At 43.8% G+C, this 14,555-nt stretch carries 16 protein-coding genes and 2 pseudogenes; 16 read left to right on the top strand and 2 right to left on the bottom strand.

Annotated features, from left to right (window positions below; all coding sequences use genetic code 11):
• Window positions 1–50 precede the first annotated feature (50 nt).
• The 3 genes and pseudogenes from SSCH_RS11380 (at window position 51) to SSCH_RS11370 (ending at window position 2,006) form a co-directional block, all read left to right on the top strand.
• A complete protein-coding gene (locus SSCH_RS11380) occupies window positions 51–1,244 on the top strand; it encodes an ATP-dependent DNA helicase RecG (protein ID WP_232294391.1) in 1,194 nt (397 codons plus the stop codon).
• 230 nt (window positions 1,245–1,474) lie between these two features.
• Window positions 1,475–1,744, top strand: coding sequence for an alpha/beta-type small acid-soluble spore protein (locus tag SSCH_RS11375; protein WP_044665566.1), 270 nt, complete (start codon window positions 1,475–1,477; stop codon window positions 1,742–1,744).
• Window positions 1,745–1,765: 21 nt separating this feature from the next.
• Window positions 1,766–2,006 (top strand): annotated as a pseudogene (locus SSCH_RS11370) (small, acid-soluble spore protein, alpha/beta type).
• A 69-nt stretch (window positions 2,007–2,075) separates the two neighbouring features.
• Here the strand turns inward: SSCH_RS11370 and gpr are convergent.
• Window positions 2,076–3,029 carry a GPR endopeptidase gene (gene gpr / locus SSCH_RS11365; protein ID WP_044665565.1) on the bottom strand — a complete coding sequence of 318 codons (954 nt, stop codon included), beginning with the start codon at window positions 3,027–3,029 and terminating at the stop codon, window positions 2,076–2,078.
• A gap of 140 nt (window positions 3,030–3,169) precedes the next feature.
• Here gpr and SSCH_RS11360 point away from each other — a divergent pair, with 140 nt between their 5' ends.
• The 5 genes and pseudogenes from SSCH_RS11360 to SSCH_RS11345 all read left to right on the top strand — a co-directional run bounded on the left by SSCH_RS11360 (window position 3,170) and on the right by SSCH_RS11345 (window position 5,714).
• The gene (locus SSCH_RS11360) at window positions 3,170–3,745 is read left to right on the top strand and encodes a uracil-DNA glycosylase (protein WP_044665564.1); all 576 of its coding nucleotides are present in this window, start codon (window positions 3,170–3,172) and stop codon (window positions 3,743–3,745) included.
• 113 nt (window positions 3,746–3,858) lie between these two features.
• Window positions 3,859–3,987 (top strand): hypothetical protein, encoded by a 129-nt coding sequence (locus SSCH_RS21145; protein WP_269746191.1) that lies wholly within the window; start codon window positions 3,859–3,861, stop codon window positions 3,985–3,987.
• A 173-nt stretch (window positions 3,988–4,160) separates the two neighbouring features.
• Window positions 4,161–4,724 carry a 16S rRNA (guanine(966)-N(2))-methyltransferase RsmD gene (gene rsmD / locus SSCH_RS11355; protein ID WP_232294388.1) on the top strand — a complete coding sequence of 188 codons (564 nt, stop codon included), beginning with the start codon at window positions 4,161–4,163 and terminating at the stop codon, window positions 4,722–4,724.
• A 42-nt stretch (window positions 4,725–4,766) separates the two neighbouring features.
• Window positions 4,767–5,262 (top strand): annotated as a pseudogene (coaD, locus tag SSCH_RS11350) (pantetheine-phosphate adenylyltransferase).
• A 5-nt stretch (window positions 5,263–5,267) separates the two neighbouring features.
• Entirely contained in the window at window positions 5,268–5,714 is a 447-nt protein-coding gene (locus SSCH_RS11345; protein WP_044665563.1) for an ATPase, read from the top strand.
• A gap of 3 nt (window positions 5,715–5,717) precedes the next feature.
• Here the strand turns inward: SSCH_RS11345 and ylbJ are convergent, their stop codons facing one another.
• A complete protein-coding gene (ylbJ, locus tag SSCH_RS11340) occupies window positions 5,718–6,938 on the bottom strand; it encodes a sporulation integral membrane protein YlbJ (protein ID WP_044665562.1) in 1,221 nt (406 codons plus the stop codon).
• Between the two features lie 333 nt (window positions 6,939–7,271).
• Between ylbJ and pta the strand changes: the two genes are divergently transcribed.
• The 8 genes from pta to SSCH_RS11300 all read left to right on the top strand — a co-directional run.
• Window positions 7,272–8,327 (top strand): phosphate acetyltransferase, encoded by a 1,056-nt coding sequence (pta, locus tag SSCH_RS11335; protein ID WP_084711130.1) that lies wholly within the window; start codon window positions 7,272–7,274, stop codon window positions 8,325–8,327.
• A 24-nt stretch (window positions 8,328–8,351) separates the two neighbouring features.
• Complete coding sequence (locus SSCH_RS11330) at window positions 8,352–9,692, top strand: acetate kinase (RefSeq protein WP_044665561.1); 1,341 nt, start codon at window positions 8,352–8,354, stop codon at window positions 9,690–9,692.
• A 263-nt stretch (window positions 9,693–9,955) separates the two neighbouring features.
• Window positions 9,956–10,708 carry an RHS repeat-associated core domain-containing protein gene (locus tag SSCH_RS11325; RefSeq protein WP_198142419.1) on the top strand — a complete coding sequence of 251 codons (753 nt, stop codon included), beginning with the start codon at window positions 9,956–9,958 and terminating at the stop codon, window positions 10,706–10,708.
• A gap of 16 nt (window positions 10,709–10,724) precedes the next feature.
• Window positions 10,725–11,324, top strand: a complete 600-nt coding sequence (locus SSCH_RS11320; RefSeq protein ID WP_044665559.1) for a hypothetical protein — start codon at window positions 10,725–10,727, stop codon at window positions 11,322–11,324.
• A gap of 177 nt (window positions 11,325–11,501) precedes the next feature.
• On the top strand, window positions 11,502–11,975 hold the full coding sequence (locus SSCH_RS17695) for an RHS repeat-associated core domain-containing protein (RefSeq protein ID WP_084711129.1): 474 nt from the start codon (window positions 11,502–11,504) through the stop codon (window positions 11,973–11,975).
• A gap of 86 nt (window positions 11,976–12,061) precedes the next feature.
• Window positions 12,062–12,460, top strand: coding sequence for a hypothetical protein (locus SSCH_RS16855; RefSeq protein ID WP_052835595.1), 399 nt, complete (start codon window positions 12,062–12,064; stop codon window positions 12,458–12,460).
• Window positions 12,461–12,477: 17 nt separating this feature from the next.
• Window positions 12,478–12,918 (top strand): DUF4279 domain-containing protein, encoded by a 441-nt coding sequence (locus SSCH_RS11305; protein ID WP_044665556.1) that lies wholly within the window; start codon window positions 12,478–12,480, stop codon window positions 12,916–12,918.
• Between the two features lie 1,038 nt (window positions 12,919–13,956).
• A partial coding sequence (locus tag SSCH_RS11300) for a hypothetical protein (RefSeq protein ID WP_044665555.1) occupies window positions 13,957–14,555 on the top strand: 599 nt, incomplete at its 3' end.

The following is a 14,555-nucleotide window of genomic DNA, read 5'->3' as shown; positions in this document are numbered from 1 at the left end:
CGTGTAATCACTGAAATGAAATTAAAAGGGATCTCTCGAGTGCTACCAGAATGTACCGCCTTCTGCAGGGGGATGTAGGGTGTGGAAAAACTGTTGTGGCTCTTTACGCACTTCTGCATACTGTTGCTGCGGGTTACCAGGGTGTTCTCATGGCTCCTACTGAGGTTCTTGCAGAACAACACTTTTTAGGGATCAGCAGGCTCGTATCACAGTTAGGGGTACGTGTAGATTTGCTTACAGGCGCCCTGGGGAAAAAGGAAAGGGAACAGTGCCTGGAGTTATTAAAAAGCGGCACAACAGATATTATGATCGGTACTCATGCCCTTCTTGAAGAGGAGGTTGTGTTTGCTAACCTCGGATTGGTGATTATCGATGAGCAGCACAGATTCGGCGTCCAACAGCGAGATATTTTGCTGTCTAAAGCAGCTGCTCCGGATGTTTTGATTATGACAGCTACTCCTATACCACGCAGCTTGACTCTAACGGTCTATGGCGACCTGGATCTATCGGTGATCGATGAACTACCCCCTGGAAGAAAAAGAGTAAAAAGCTATTTTATGCCCTCTTCGGAAAAGAACAGGGTTTACCGCTTTGTCAGAAAAGAATTAGAAGCCGGCCGCCAGGCATATGTGGTTTGCCCGCTGATCGAGGAATCAGATCACCTGGATGTAGAGGCAGCAGTGCTGCGTTTTCAGGAGCTTAAAAGGGAATTTTCAGATTTTAATGTTGCGCTGATCCATGGAAGGCTGAAGCTCCAGGAAAAAGAAGGAGTAATGAATGCCTTTAGGAGAGGGGATGTTGATCTTTTAGTAGCCACTTCTGTTATTGAGGTGGGGATCGATGTCTCCAATGCAAGTATTATTGTTATCGAGGGAGTGGAGCGCTTTGGTCTGGCCCAGCTTCACCAATTAAGGGGGCGTGTGGGAAGGGGAAGCCAGGAGAGTTTCTGTGTTTTAATCGGTAATCCCCAGACAGAAGAAGCAAGGGAACGCATCAAAATACTTGTCCAAAACCATGATGGCTTTCAGGTTGCTGAAAAGGACCTCGCCTTAAGAGGACCAGGTGAGCTGTTAGGAAAAAGGCAGCATGGTTATTCTGATTTCCGTGTTGTTGATGTCTTTAGAGACACTTCACAATTTTTAAAAATAAAAAATATTGTTAAAAATTTAAAATCGCCTGGGGAAGAGTTATGGGAAGAGATCTATTTTCGTTTTCCTTCTCTGGTTTACGGTTTAAAAATATAAATTTAAAAATTAAAAACAAAAAATCGATAAATAAGAAAAAAAACTTCAGTGAGGGATGACTGAGGTTTTTTTGGTTTGATCTTACTTGTATGCGAGAAATGTTTTTTGATCAAACTAATAATAGAAAATAGCCATAATACCTGTATAAAACAGATGTGTTTCGGGAAATACTTCTAGGATAAAAAACTTTAAATCGTAAATACTAACATCACAAGAAAGGAGGGATAAAGATGGGTTCTGGCCAAAAACGAAACAAACTTCTCGTTCCCGAAGCCAGTCAGGCGATGTACCAGTTCAAATACGAATTGGCCCGGGAGGTTGGTGTCGAAAATCAGATTCAGGGTGATTATTGGGGACACGTATCATCCAGAGACTGTGGTGCAGTAGGTGGCGGTATGGTTCGACAGATGATTCAAACGGTTGAACAGCAAATCGCGCAGCAGGGAAGCCCTTCCCAGACCATTGCAGCTACGAATCAAACGACCGGAACTATTCAATAATAACTAAAAGGAGGGATTTATATGGGACAGGGACAAAAGAGGAACACACTGCTCGTTCCGGAAGCTAATAAGGCAATGTACCAGTTCAAATATGAAATGGCCAATGAAGTAGGTATAACTAACCAGATTCAGGGTGATTATTGGGGACACATTTCTTCCAGGGATTGTGGAGCGGTCGGGGGCGGCTATGGTCAGGCGGATGATTCAGCAGTATCAGCAGGGTCTTGCCGGCCAGCAGCAGCCCCAGACCACAATCCAATAAAAAAAGTTCAAAAAGAAAAATGAAAAATCTGTTGTCAGGCGGATGATAAAATATCCGCCTGATATTTTTTTAAATCAGTGCCTGTAATTCCTCCTGAGGTACTTTCTGATGTATAGCCATGGTGATTCCCGTGTTGATTGTTCGTCCTGCATTTTGAATAAGATCATCTATCTCGCGAGGGGTTACAATCAATGAGCCATGAAAAGGCTCAAAAACATCAGTTATAGTTTCTTGGATATAAACCGGATGTTGCTTACCCTGTGAGAACTTAGCAAAATATGTTTCTAGCGTGGTTTTAGCAATAAGGGCTGCATTGACCACTGTTGGCACTCCAATGGCAATAACAGGAACTCCCATTGTTTGGTAACTTATTTCAGCCCTTTTATTGCTTACCCCGGACCCGGGAGTAATACCACTGTCTCCAATTTGGATGGTTGTTCCTAAACGGGATATATTTGCAGCTGCCAGGGCATCAATAGCAATAATTACATTTGGTTGAACCTTCTCTACAACTCCCCGAATAATCTCTGCGGTTTCGATGCCTGTTATTCCCAGAACACCCGGGGCCAAGGCACATACTGATTGATAGTTCTCCACTGCCTCAGGCATGTGCTGAAAGAGATGGCGTGTGATCAAGGTGTTTTGAACAACAGAGGGTCCTAAAGCATCGGGTGTTGCCTGCCAGTTGCCCAATCCGATAATCAGAACTGTCTCCTGTCCGGTAAGTTGTAATAGATTTTTAAGATGCTGGGCGAGAACATCTGCCACACTTTGCTGAACATCAGGAGATTTAAACTTGAGTTCAGGAGCCTCAATGGTGATATATGTACCGCGGGGTTTACCCATAACCTTTTCCGCATTTTCGTCCATGATTTTAATGATAGTTACAGAACAGTGAGGAAAGGTTTGTTGTTCTTCACTTACCCCGGATATCTCTCGTCCGGTTGCTCCGCGCACCAGGTCGCGTGCCTCTAAAGCAAGATCAGTATGCAGATGATAATGTAAACTATTAAAACTGTTCAATTTTATTCCCCTTTAGTTACCCGAATGCTTTCCCTTAGGGTTCTCCAATTATTATACATTTATACCTTTAGTCAAAAAACAATGTTAAAAAAATGGTTTTTAAATAAAATTGTCGAATGTTTACTGGAGGTGAAGTTTTTATGGAATGGCTGATCCATCTGGATCGCTTAAGAAACCTCGATCAATTAGCTGACTATTGTGTTCAGTGTCGGCGCTGTAAACTGCGGAGCACTACTTCCGGTGTGGTTTTTGGTGAAGGCAGCCCAGCAGCTAGATTGATGTTGGTCGGGGAAGCCCCGGGAGGCGAAGAGGAAAGGCAGGGACGCCCTTTTGTGGGGAATGCGGGGAAGCTCCTCAACAAGATTCTTATCGCCAGCGGCTTCCGGCGAGAGGATCTCTATATTACCAATGTCGTCAAATGCCGCCCTCCAGGAAACCGTACTCCCATCAGAGAAGAGGCAGACTGCTGTTTTGTGTATTTAGCCCGGCAAATTGAGCTCATTCAGCCGCGCATGATCGTTTGCCTGGGGTTGCTGGCAACTCAATACCTGGTGCATAATGAGGCTGCAGTGGGTGCTGTAAGGGGAAAGGTTTTCGAAAAGGGCGGAATCCAGATTGTTCCCACCTACCATCCGGCTGCACTGTTGCATGATGCCGGCAAGAAAAAACCGGTATGGCAAGATTTCATAAAAATCAGGGAGCTCTATATAAAATAGAAGTCGGAAGCCGGAAGCCGGAAGCCGGAAGCCGGAAGCCGGAAGCCGGAAGCCGGAAGCCGGAAGCCGGAGGTCGGAGGTCGGAGGTCGGAAAAAAAATAAAGCCGTAAGCTATGTTAATAACTTACGGCTCAATCTGCTCGCCATTGAGAACGTATAACGAACTCAATGGCGTGGGAGAGGAGAAACTGGAGGAAGAGCTCATGGGTGGAGAGCATGCCATAATCTGTGCTGCTTTGTGAGCTGCGACTTCATGTTGTGACTGCTCTCCCCATGAAGACCCTTAGCCAGTTCTATTTTTGCCCAATATAAACTTTTTATTCATTGTTATGCAGGTATTTTATGCCAGATTGATGTTATTAGAATCTTTAATTGTAAAAGATGGGCTGGAAGGGTATAATTTTGTTACATGTCAATGATTACAGGTGAGAAGATGTCGCGTCTGCGTGTTATCGGCGGAATTGCCAAGGGAAAACGCTTAAAAACCAGAAATGTAAAACACCTTCGCCCGGCTACAGATTTTGTGAAAGAAGCATTATTTAATATACTCACGAACCAGGTGCCAGGGAGTCTCTTTCTGGATCTCTTTGCCGGCAGCGGCAGTATTGGGATTGAAGCATTGAGCAGGGGAGCTTTAAAGGCCTGCTTTGTGGAAAGAGATCCCCTCAATGCTGAATTAATCAGGGAAAATCTTGCAATAACAGGATTTACAGAACAAGCCGAAGTATATATCTGTGATATCATCAGAGGCCTTTATTTACTAAGCCAAAAAGAATACCGGTTTGATCTAATCTTTGTGGATCCCCCTTTCAGGAAGGGTTTAATAGAACCTACTTTAGATTTAATCTGGGAGCTAGATCTTCTGGTACCAGGGGGTTTGATTATTACCCGCAGTGCCAAAAAAGAAGAAATTAAGGTTCAAAAAAATCCTTTAAGGCAAGAAAAGTATGGTGATAGTATATTGATGTTTTTTTGCTGACAGTGAAAGTTTGTTTTCATAACTGGGAAGGGTGGGGGTGAAATGGGAATCGCGATCTACCCAGGTAGTTTTGACCCTTTTACACACGGTCACTTGGATATTATCTCTCGAGCTAGCAAAATATTTGACCGGGTTATAGTAGCAGTCAGTGTTAACAGTGGAAAGGACCCTCTGTTCACCATTGAAGAACGGGTAGAGATGATTGCCAGGGAATGCCATCATCTAGATAATGTCGAAGTTTAGTTTTTTTCGTGGATTGTTAGTTGATTTTGCAAAAGAAAAACACGCCCAAGTTGTTGTGCGCGGACTTCGTGCTGTTTCTGATTTTGAATATGAGTTCCAGATGGCCCTGACAAACCGCAATCTTTATCCGAATCTGGAAACAATCTTCTTTGTGGCTCAACCTATGTACTCATTTTTAAGTTCAAGCATTGTCAAGGAAATTGCCAGTCTCGGCGGAGATATCAGTGGTTTTGTATCCAAAGAGGTGGCAAAGCAGTTGTGTGCCAAATACACAAATAAAAAACCTGAGGTGTGAGGAGAATGGACTTAAATATCTTCAATGTATTGGATGAATTGGAGGACATGATTGATAACAGCAAAAGGGTGCTGGGAAAGGTGCTGATCAATGAAGAGGCTTTGTTGGAATATGTTGACAAGATCAGAACTCTTCTTCCGGAAGAGATCCACCAGGCCAAGTGGTTGAGTAAGGAGAGGGAGCGCCTTATACAGGAGGCTCACCAGGAGTCTGAGCGAATTATCTCGGATACAAGAGAAGAAATCAAACGCCTGTCAGATGAAAGCGAAGTTGTTAGACAGGCTAAAGAAAATGCAGAAGAGATCATTGTCCAGTCAAAGCGCCTGGCCCAGGAGATCAAAAGCGGTGCAGCAGATTATGCTGATGATATTCTGAACAGGCTGGAAAACAACCTCAGTCAAAGCTTGACAGTAATTGGACAGGCAAGAGATGAACTGAATCAGATGAAATAGCATTTAGCGGATGATAATGATTTTCTTGCGAGGGATCTTGGGTAAACAGTGCCCCAAACTTAACACCAGGAAAATGATCATACTCAACAGGGCTACTGCTCCTCCCCAGAGGAGTGGTGAAATGCTGGCCCCGGAGATGGCTTTCACAGCAAGCATTTCCTCCAGTGGCAGCAGAAAAACTAAAAAAGTGATCAGTATTGCCACAGGGATCTGCAGGAGCCTGGTTAGAAAATACTTGGTTGCCATAAGATCGCTATCCATAATCATCCCTGTTACCTGTGCCTGAATGGCCAGTCCATTCCAGGCTAATAGAACTTCGATTGCCAGCAGTTGGGCAAGCAAATCCGAGGAACTGTTGCTTACTTCCTTGATTCCAATAGTGATTTCGAAGAAACCATAGAAGATGCCCTGCAGCAGAGATGTATCAATATTGAGAAAAACGGTTAAGGGATAGAAAAGTTGCAGTAAAAGATTGAAAATACCTGCTTCCTGAAGAATACCAACTAACACTGAGAAAAAAGTAATAAAACCTCCAATGGTTATCAGTGTTAAGCCTGTGTTGCGTACTGTTTCACCGAGCAACTGCCCAAAACCCTTTGTTCTAAGTTGGGATGAAGCCGCAAAAGCCTTCAGAGCGCCCCGTAAAACCCTCTTTTTTTTAAGAGCAGCAGATGCCTGTGAGGGTGAAAATGTTTTAAGAACCAGACCGCAGATCAAGTTGGAAAGATAATGGATGCCTGCGATCAAAGGACCCAGGGCTGGGTTTCCATACATGCCGATGCTTACAGCTCCCAGCATAAACAGTGGGCTGGCATTGCTGGTAAAGGAAAGCAGTCGTTCTCCTTCATTTTTTGTGCATAGACCTGCACGGCGGAGTTTATTGGACAGGATCGCACAGAGTGGAAAACCGGAAAGGTAACTGACAGCGATGATAAAACCGCTGGAGCCAGGCAGGTTGAAAAGAGGCCTCATCGCGGGTTCAAGAAGAGCGCCCAGGAATGCCACAAATCCAAGATTCATGAGCAGTTCAGCAATAATAAAAAAGGGTAGCAGGCTGGGGATCACGATTTCCCACCAGGTTTCTAGTCCCCGTTGTGCCGCCTGGAAAGATGCTTGTGGATAGCAGATTATCCCCAGAGCACAGAGAAGGCAGAGTGCTGTAAAAAAACAGGGAGCAATTACTGCTTTACGGTTCTTTGAAAAGAAAGTATTCTTACATCTCATGATAAATACTCCTTTTTACAGAAAAATAGTTTGTCCCGGAAGGATTATACAAACCGGGTGTAGAAAATATAACCTTAATAAGGAGATTCAGTATCAAATTATCCCCTGAGATCGCACCCATCAGGTACTATTTATTCCTTCCAGAGATAGCATCACAGGCTAAATAATCAGTACCACAGAAATTATTAAGGGATGCACAATAATAATAGTGCTTCGATGGAATAATATGCACATCAGGGGAAATGCTTTTTTTGTGCGGGGGCATCCGGTACCTCTTTTGTTGGGGTATCGGTCGTTACTATTAAAAAAAGTATTTATGGGAGGGAAAAGTGAATGGCTGTTGTGGCACCAAAAAATCAAATTATGGAGGGTGTCTGGGCAAAGGCTCGCCAGGGCCAAAAAAGAATTGTTTTGCCTGAAACAGATGATGCAAGAACACTGGTTGCTGCTGAGATAATCGATAAAGTTGATCTCGGCAAAGTGATCCTTTTGGGGGACAAGGACGAACTAAATCAAAAGGCTAAAGAAGCCGGAGCAAACATCGACAACCTTGAGATCATCGATCCCTTAAAGGCGGACAAGCTCGATGAATATACTGAGAAGTTTTTTGAGCTCAGAAAGGGAAAGGTTGCTTCACTTGATGATGCCAAAAAAGCTCTGGAGAATTTTCTTTATTTCGGAACTATGATGGTTAAGCTTGATGATGCGGATGGCATGGTGGCTGGAGCCTCGAATACCACAGCAGATGTTTTAAGGCCTGCCTTTCAGATCGTCAAAACAGCACCGGGAATTTCTCTTGTCTCGGCATATTTTGCTATGATTGTCCCGGATTGTCAATATCCTGATCTTGCCCCCGATGAAGAAAAGGGATTCTTCCTTTATGCGGACTCCGGTGGAAATCCTGACCCCACTGCAGAAGAACTTGCAGATATTGCTATTACTACATGTGAAACCATAGAAAACATCTTCAATGCCAAGAAAGCTTATGCTGCTATGCTTTCTTATTCCACAAAGGGCAGTGCTAAACACCCGCGTATTGACAAGGTAATTGAAGCAACAAGGATTGCCAATGAAAAGAGGCCGGATCTAGCCATTGACGGTGAGTTACAAGGGGACAGTGCTCTTGTAGAGCGAGTTGGCAAGAAAAAGGCCCCTGGCAGTGCTGTGGCAGGAAGGGCCAACTGCCTTATCTTCCCGGACCTGGACAGCGGAAATATTAACTACAAACTTACACAGTACCTGGGTAAGGCTGAGGCCTATGGGCCGCTGCTCCAGGGCTTGGATAAACCGATCAATGACCTTTCTCGCGGTGCTTCGGTCGAAGATATTGTCAATGTGGCTGCTATCGTGGCTGTTAAGGCAATGGTGCCTTACGGCAAAAGAGATTAAAATCAAGGGAAGGGGGAAAAAAATATGAAAATTCTCGTCTTAAACTGCGGGAGTTCTTCTGCCAAATACATGGTCTATGACTGGGACGCCAAAAACATCATGTGCAAGGGAATCGTAGAGCGGGTGACCATTGGGGGTTCTTTTTGCGAGCATGAGGCTACCGGGCGTGATAAGGTCAAAATAGAAAGGGAGTGCCCCACCCACCGGGAGGCTGTGGAGTTGATTCTGGAACTCCTGGTAAATCCGGAACACGGGGTTCTAAAAGATGTTAAAGAGATCGATGCTGTAGGCCACAGGGTCGTTCATGGGGGAGAAAGGTTTGCCAAGTCTGTAATTATCGATGATGAAGTGATCAAGGCATTTAAAGAGATTCAGGACCTGGCACCTCTGCACAACCCCGCAAATATTCTGGGAATTGAGGCAGCTGTGGGTATTTTACCTGATGTGCCGCATATGGCAGTGATGGATACCGCCTGGCACCAGACCATGAAACCGCCACAGTTTATCTATGCTCTGCCTTATGATTGGTACGAAAAGAATAAGGTGCGCCGCTATGGTTTCCACGGGACATCACTCCTCTATGTTGCCAAAAGGGCAGCTGTTCTTCTCGGGAAAGACCCATTTGATATTAACCTGATCCTGCTCCATGTGGGTAATGGTGTCAGCGCCAACGCGGTTAAGAAAGGGATTTCCTACGATACCAGCATGGGTTTCACACCTCAGGAGGGTCTGGTTATGGGTACCCGTGCCGGGGATTTTGATGCCGCAGTAGGTTTCTACATGATGCAGAAGTTAAATCTCTCCCCGAAAGATATGGAGACGATTATCAATAAGAAGAGCGGTTTGCTGGGGATTACCGGTAAATTCACAGACCGCCGCGATGTCCTGGAAGCTATGGCTGACGGGGATAAGAGAGCGGAATTGGCCTTTGAATTGGAGTGCTACCGCCTCAAGAAATATATCGGTGCCTATGCCGCTGCTCTGGGTGGTGTCGATGCTGTGGTTTGGACCGCGGGTGTGGGTGAGATGGCTCCTGATATCAGGGCTCGGTCAATGGATGGCTTGGATTTTATGGGAATCAAGATTGATCCTGAAAAGAACAAGGTGGCCATGACCAGAAACTCAGAGTCCGATATTTCTGCAGCAGACTCTAAGGTCAAAGTATTTGTGATCCCCACAGATGAAGAATTGGTGTTTGTGGAGGATGTTGTTGCTCTGTTAGAGAACCGTTATGATGAACACACCAACTTTAAATATTCATTCCAGGATCCTGGTTACCAGAATGCTATGCGGGATGAGGAATTTGCCAAGGAACTGGAGAAGAAACCGGAAAAGGCCAAGGCAGCAGCGAAGATCCCGGGCTGAGTTAAATCAGGGTTAAAAAGGGGAAGGGTAGCTGCCTAATTCAAGATAAGACTGGATAGTTAAAGGAGTTTCGAGTATAATCATTTCAGTGTTTTTGTGGGGAAGGGGAACTCGGCGGGCTGGCCATAGGGGTTTCCCTTCTCGCTATTTACCCTCCCGTGATGATTGTCATGTCAATAATTAATCCATATGCCAATCAGAATGCATCATTTACGTCATAAAAAGCAAAGAAAAAAAAATCTTACTCCCCCCGACCATTGGGAGTGAGAGGCGACACAGAAAACGGCTTGTATTACATGCGGGCGCGGTATTATGATCCAGACATCAAGAGGTTCATCAACCTGGATGTGCTGCTGGGGAGCATCGACGAGGGGCAGAGCCTGAACAGATACGCCTATGTCAACGGCAATCCCATCAGCTATGTGGACCCCTTCGGCACATGTGTAGAGTCGGGGGAAGCAGGGCATATGGCCTTCGACGTGGGGGGGATGATCCCGGTAGGTGGGATGGCGTTTGACGCAATAAACGCCATCTGGTATGCCGCAGAGGGAGACTGGACCAATTTCGGATGGAGCGGTCTGGCCTCTATTCCTGGAGTTGGTTACTTCTCCCAGGGAGTAAAGTACGGGATAAAGGCCGTAAGTAGGCTAGATGATGCCAGTGATGTGATAAAGGTCGCAAAGAGCGCCGGGAAGCAGTTAAATAAGGGCACGGGGAATGCTGTTATTGGGAAAATGGATGATCTGACAATGTCCGGTACAATAAAAAAGGGAGAGTATACAATTGCTGAGAAACTACCAAACTTAGGAGACCCAAAGGCTAATTGGAAGCAGAATTCAAGTGTTTTGAGACAAGAAATGAATAGAGGTGTTCCGATTAGAGATGCTTCTGTAAATGCAGCAACAGGCAAATTAGAAAACAATACTGGTTTTTTGAGAATGGAAAGAAATCTTTTAGAAAACCATGGTTGGAAATATGACCCCGTTACACATTATTGGTACCCACCTGGATATTAGGAAGGTAGTGTTATTATTGGTACTATTCGAAGCAGGAAAAAATAGATATAAGCTTGGTTTTAAAGATGAGGTTTTAAAATATTTTAAATTCTTAATTAATGATTATGGTTTTAAGTGTATAGAAACCGATATTACGTTTGTCAGATATGAATCAAGGGTAGTTTTTGTGAATGTTTATCATGGTAGAGGGTCATATGAGTTAGGTCTCGAAATTGGTTTTATAGGCAATAGCAGGACTGATGAGGTTAAATACTCATTAAAAGATATTATTGAACTAGAAACAAATGAATCTTTTACTCCTTTCCAGACAAGTAATGCAGAGGGAATAAAAAAATTTATACCTATTATGGCGGAGTTGGTAACAAAATATGCAATAGATGCTATATTGGGTGATGAACTATTTTATAATAGATTGGATAAATTTACTACCAAAAATTTTAACCAGTATATTGCAAATATGAATTTGGCTAGTATTAGACCAAAAGCAGCTATTGCGTGGAAGGAAAAGGACTATAAAAGATTTGTTGAGTTGTATGGTGCTGTTGCGGAGAAATACTTATCTCAATCTGAAAAAAAGAAGATTGAGTATGCATTAAATCATAGAGGTCATGTTTGATCCCGAGGTAATGTGTCAGCTTTTATATTTCAATTAATCATAGGATCTCACCTATACCTACGATGCGGAGAGTAACCGGATTGCCTTCACATCAGATGGACAGACCACGAAGTACGTCTATGACTCCACAGGCCGGATGCTATGAGTACCGACTAGAGAGGAGACAATACCTACTATATATACGGAGCGCAGGGTCTGGTCGGTTCGGAAGACATATATGGAGACTATTGGGTCTACCATTACGACTACCGGGGGAGCACCGTAGCTTTAACCGACATAGGTGGCGAGATAATCGACGAATCTAGCTACAGCGCCTGCGGGGAACTGCTAGACTACAACTGGGGCAGCGAAACCCCCTTCCTTTTCAATGGAAAGTACGGGGTGATGAGCGATGAAAACGGCTTGTATTACCTGCGGGCGCGGTATTATAATCCAGACATCAAGAGGTTCATCAACCTGGATGTGCTGCTGGGGAGCATCGACGAGGGGCAGAGCCTGAACAGATACGCCTATGTGAACAGCAATCCGGTGTTATATACAGACCCGTTTGGATTATGTGCCGAAGATATCGGTCCTTTAACTGCAGGATTTCTCTGGGAAATAAGCAACTCCGGTTTGTTTGGAATACCGAGTGTTTTCAGCGATTACTAGAGCTTTTTGGAGGGGGAACTCTTATTGCAGCAGGTGGGGCCGGCGCTATAATATCTGGATGCGCCCTGGTAGCACCTGGCCTGGCAGTGTCTGCCGGCGGTCTTGCGTTAAGTACAGCCGGTGCAACACACGCCGGTGTTGGATACAGCAATGTAAAAGATGCTTATAAACAATTTTCGAAAGACTCAAGCGGAGGTTCTCGTGATAGCTCGACGTTTGCTAAGGGCGCGGGGAAAGTTGACGTGCCTAAGTTGCCAAGCAACGCCAGAGTTATTAAGGATCCAAAAACTGTATATAACCAACTTGAAAAGTATCACGGCATTGATCCTAAACTTGCTAGCGAAAGGCTACATGAAATTAAACAAGCCGCTGGAAGAGGGCCAGCGGATAATGTGGTATTTAATATGACAGGTAATGTGTTTGACCCAGTAAGTAAAGAATGGCTGGGGAGTCTAACTCAAGGTGGAGCAAAAAGTATTAGATAACAAGGAGAGTCAGGAATATGAAAAATCAAGAGCAGAAACCTCATGACTATTTTTCAGTTTCATTCAGGATAATAGGAAATAATTTAGAACCTCCTAAAATAACGTTATTGCTAGGGCTTGAACCCGACATAGCTCATAAAAAAGGAGATTCTAGAACAGGTGAGTCTAAAAGTGGTAAAATAATAACTTACGCTCCTTTTAATATTGGAATATGGAGTATAAATTCAAAACTGGATAAAAACAACAGACTTGAGGATCATATAATAAATATTTTAGAACGTATTGAGTCTAAAAAAGATGTGTTAGTGAAGCTAACTAACGAGGGCTTCAAGATGGATTTTTATTGTGGCTATTTTTTCTCAACTAAAGATCAAGCAGGCATCAGTATAAATAATAAATTATTAAAAAGAATAGCAGAATTGGGAATAGACTTGGGTATTAATTTGTATGTCACTTAAGCATTTGATACTGTCCGGAAATTGGGCCCTTTAACTTACATAGGGGTCAGCAATGACCCCTATGTAACCTTTGATAAATGCGGCGTCCACAGGGCACGACCCCGATTAAAACCCCATTGCGTCAAATCCGACCCCGATACCTATGTGCTTTCAGCCCGCAATGCGGGCTGATGTAAGCCGTGCCGGGGCGCTGTGGACCCCGGCGCTTTAACCTGCACAGTTTTCGACCCCATGGTTCATCCTGTGATTGAGATGACGAAACACATTTTGTGGCGCATTTTGAAGAGAAAGGTTTTTTCTCAGAAAGTCGCCATATCCGGTTTCATTTTTGCCGAAGGGGCAAACACATTATGGTGGTGACTAAAACGCTACACAGCGACACACGGTGGCTCACGGCGCTAAGTATTTTAAACGCCGGATAACGAGTATATTTATGAAAATGTAACGAGCAGCTTCTGTAAATTGCCAGTAACGAACATGTAAACTGGCTTGTACCCCATGGTTCATGGTGAACCATGGGGTACAGGAAATCTCTTCTGCGGTAAAATTTGCGCCAGAGGGGGGTATAAGGGGGTTTGATGCTTTTCACTTTACCGCAGAAATGACTTGCAATAGTTTTCAGACAGAGTTAGCATCACACACCAAAGCAAATAACCTGTTTGAAACTGTGAGCCTTGCGGTAGATAGGCTGTCGCGCCCTTGCCCGTTCTGAGAACGAAGGCTATCATCTGAGGTTGCCGGTACTCGGGCTTTATGTGGATGGCAGGACAAAAGAAGGGATGATATGCAGAGAAGAGAAAATTACATATATGTCGGTATGGACTTGCATAAAGATACCCGTACCGCTGTCTTCCAGATAGCAAAATTAAAGACCTAGGTGGAGAAGGTTACACTCAGTCAATCAAGGATAAAACTGGGAAGAGTAAGGCTGATTTATATTGGAATCCAAAGACAGGTGAAGTTTATTCAATTCCTAAAAGTGGCGGTACTCCGGAATATGTTGATACAATACCTACTGGTAGATAGAGAGACAAAAAAATGAATAGTAAAAGGTTTATTGAGAATGGTAATGCTTCAATCATAAAGGAAGTGTGTTATCCATACAAAATACCAATGTACGTTTACCAAGCAATTGTTAATTTTTGTAGTGAGCAATTAGCGTATATTCATGTTAAAAGAACTGAATATGAGGATAAGGTTTATTGTGAGCCAATTTATAGATTCATGGTTGATATATCGAATGGGGATTTGCGTTACTATACAATATTTTCTAATCAAAGAGAACAGTTTACTGAGAAAGCTTGCTTTATTGTTAGAAAACTATTATGGCAAAAGAGTAAAGACATTGATCGTTTAAAACAATTTCCAGAACATCGTCAAGAAGCACTATTGTCATGGCCAACAATCAAAGCTAAAAATGTTGTTATGTTTTATAGTGATGCGTTGAATATTATACGCTTATTACAACAAACAGATGAACTCACGAAGTACGGAATAGTATTAAATGAGAGAGGTTCGCACAATAAGCCGTACTGGAGAGATATCGAATTGATGAGACGATTTGATTGGGGTGAAATTCATTGCTGTTGGGGTGCTTCCATGCAAAACACCAAGGTCGAACAACACATTTATTCCTC

The sequence above is a fragment of the Syntrophaceticus schinkii genome (assembly GCF_000946815.1).
Classification (GTDB): Bacteria; Bacillota; DSM-12270; order Thermacetogeniales; family Thermacetogeniaceae; genus Syntrophaceticus; species Syntrophaceticus schinkii.
The sequence above is the reverse complement of the archived record's forward strand: the minus strand, read 5'-3'. Positions and strand labels throughout refer to the sequence as shown.

Coding starts and splice junctions, on each gene's coding strand:
- SSCH_RS11380 (WP_232294391.1), top strand. CDS start 51: ATGTACCGCCTTCTGCAGGGGGATGTAGGGTGTGGAAAAACTGTTGTG.
- SSCH_RS11375 (WP_044665566.1), top strand. CDS start 1,475: ATGGGTTCTGGCCAAAAACGAAACAAACTTCTCGTTCCCGAAGCCAGT.
- SSCH_RS11360 (WP_044665564.1), top strand. CDS start 3,170: ATGGAATGGCTGATCCATCTGGATCGCTTAAGAAACCTCGATCAATTA.
- SSCH_RS21145 (WP_269746191.1), top strand. CDS start 3,859: ATGTTAATAACTTACGGCTCAATCTGCTCGCCATTGAGAACGTATAAC.
- rsmD (WP_232294388.1), top strand. CDS start 4,161: ATGATTACAGGTGAGAAGATGTCGCGTCTGCGTGTTATCGGCGGAATT.
- SSCH_RS11345 (WP_044665563.1), top strand. CDS start 5,268: ATGGACTTAAATATCTTCAATGTATTGGATGAATTGGAGGACATGATT.
- ylbJ (WP_044665562.1), bottom strand. CDS start 6,938: ATGAGATGTAAGAATACTTTCTTTTCAAAGAACCGTAAAGCAGTAATT.
- pta (WP_084711130.1), top strand. CDS start 7,272: ATGGCTGTTGTGGCACCAAAAAATCAAATTATGGAGGGTGTCTGGGCA.
- SSCH_RS11330 (WP_044665561.1), top strand. CDS start 8,352: ATGAAAATTCTCGTCTTAAACTGCGGGAGTTCTTCTGCCAAATACATG.
- SSCH_RS11305 (WP_044665556.1), top strand. CDS start 12,478: ATGAAAAATCAAGAGCAGAAACCTCATGACTATTTTTCAGTTTCATTC.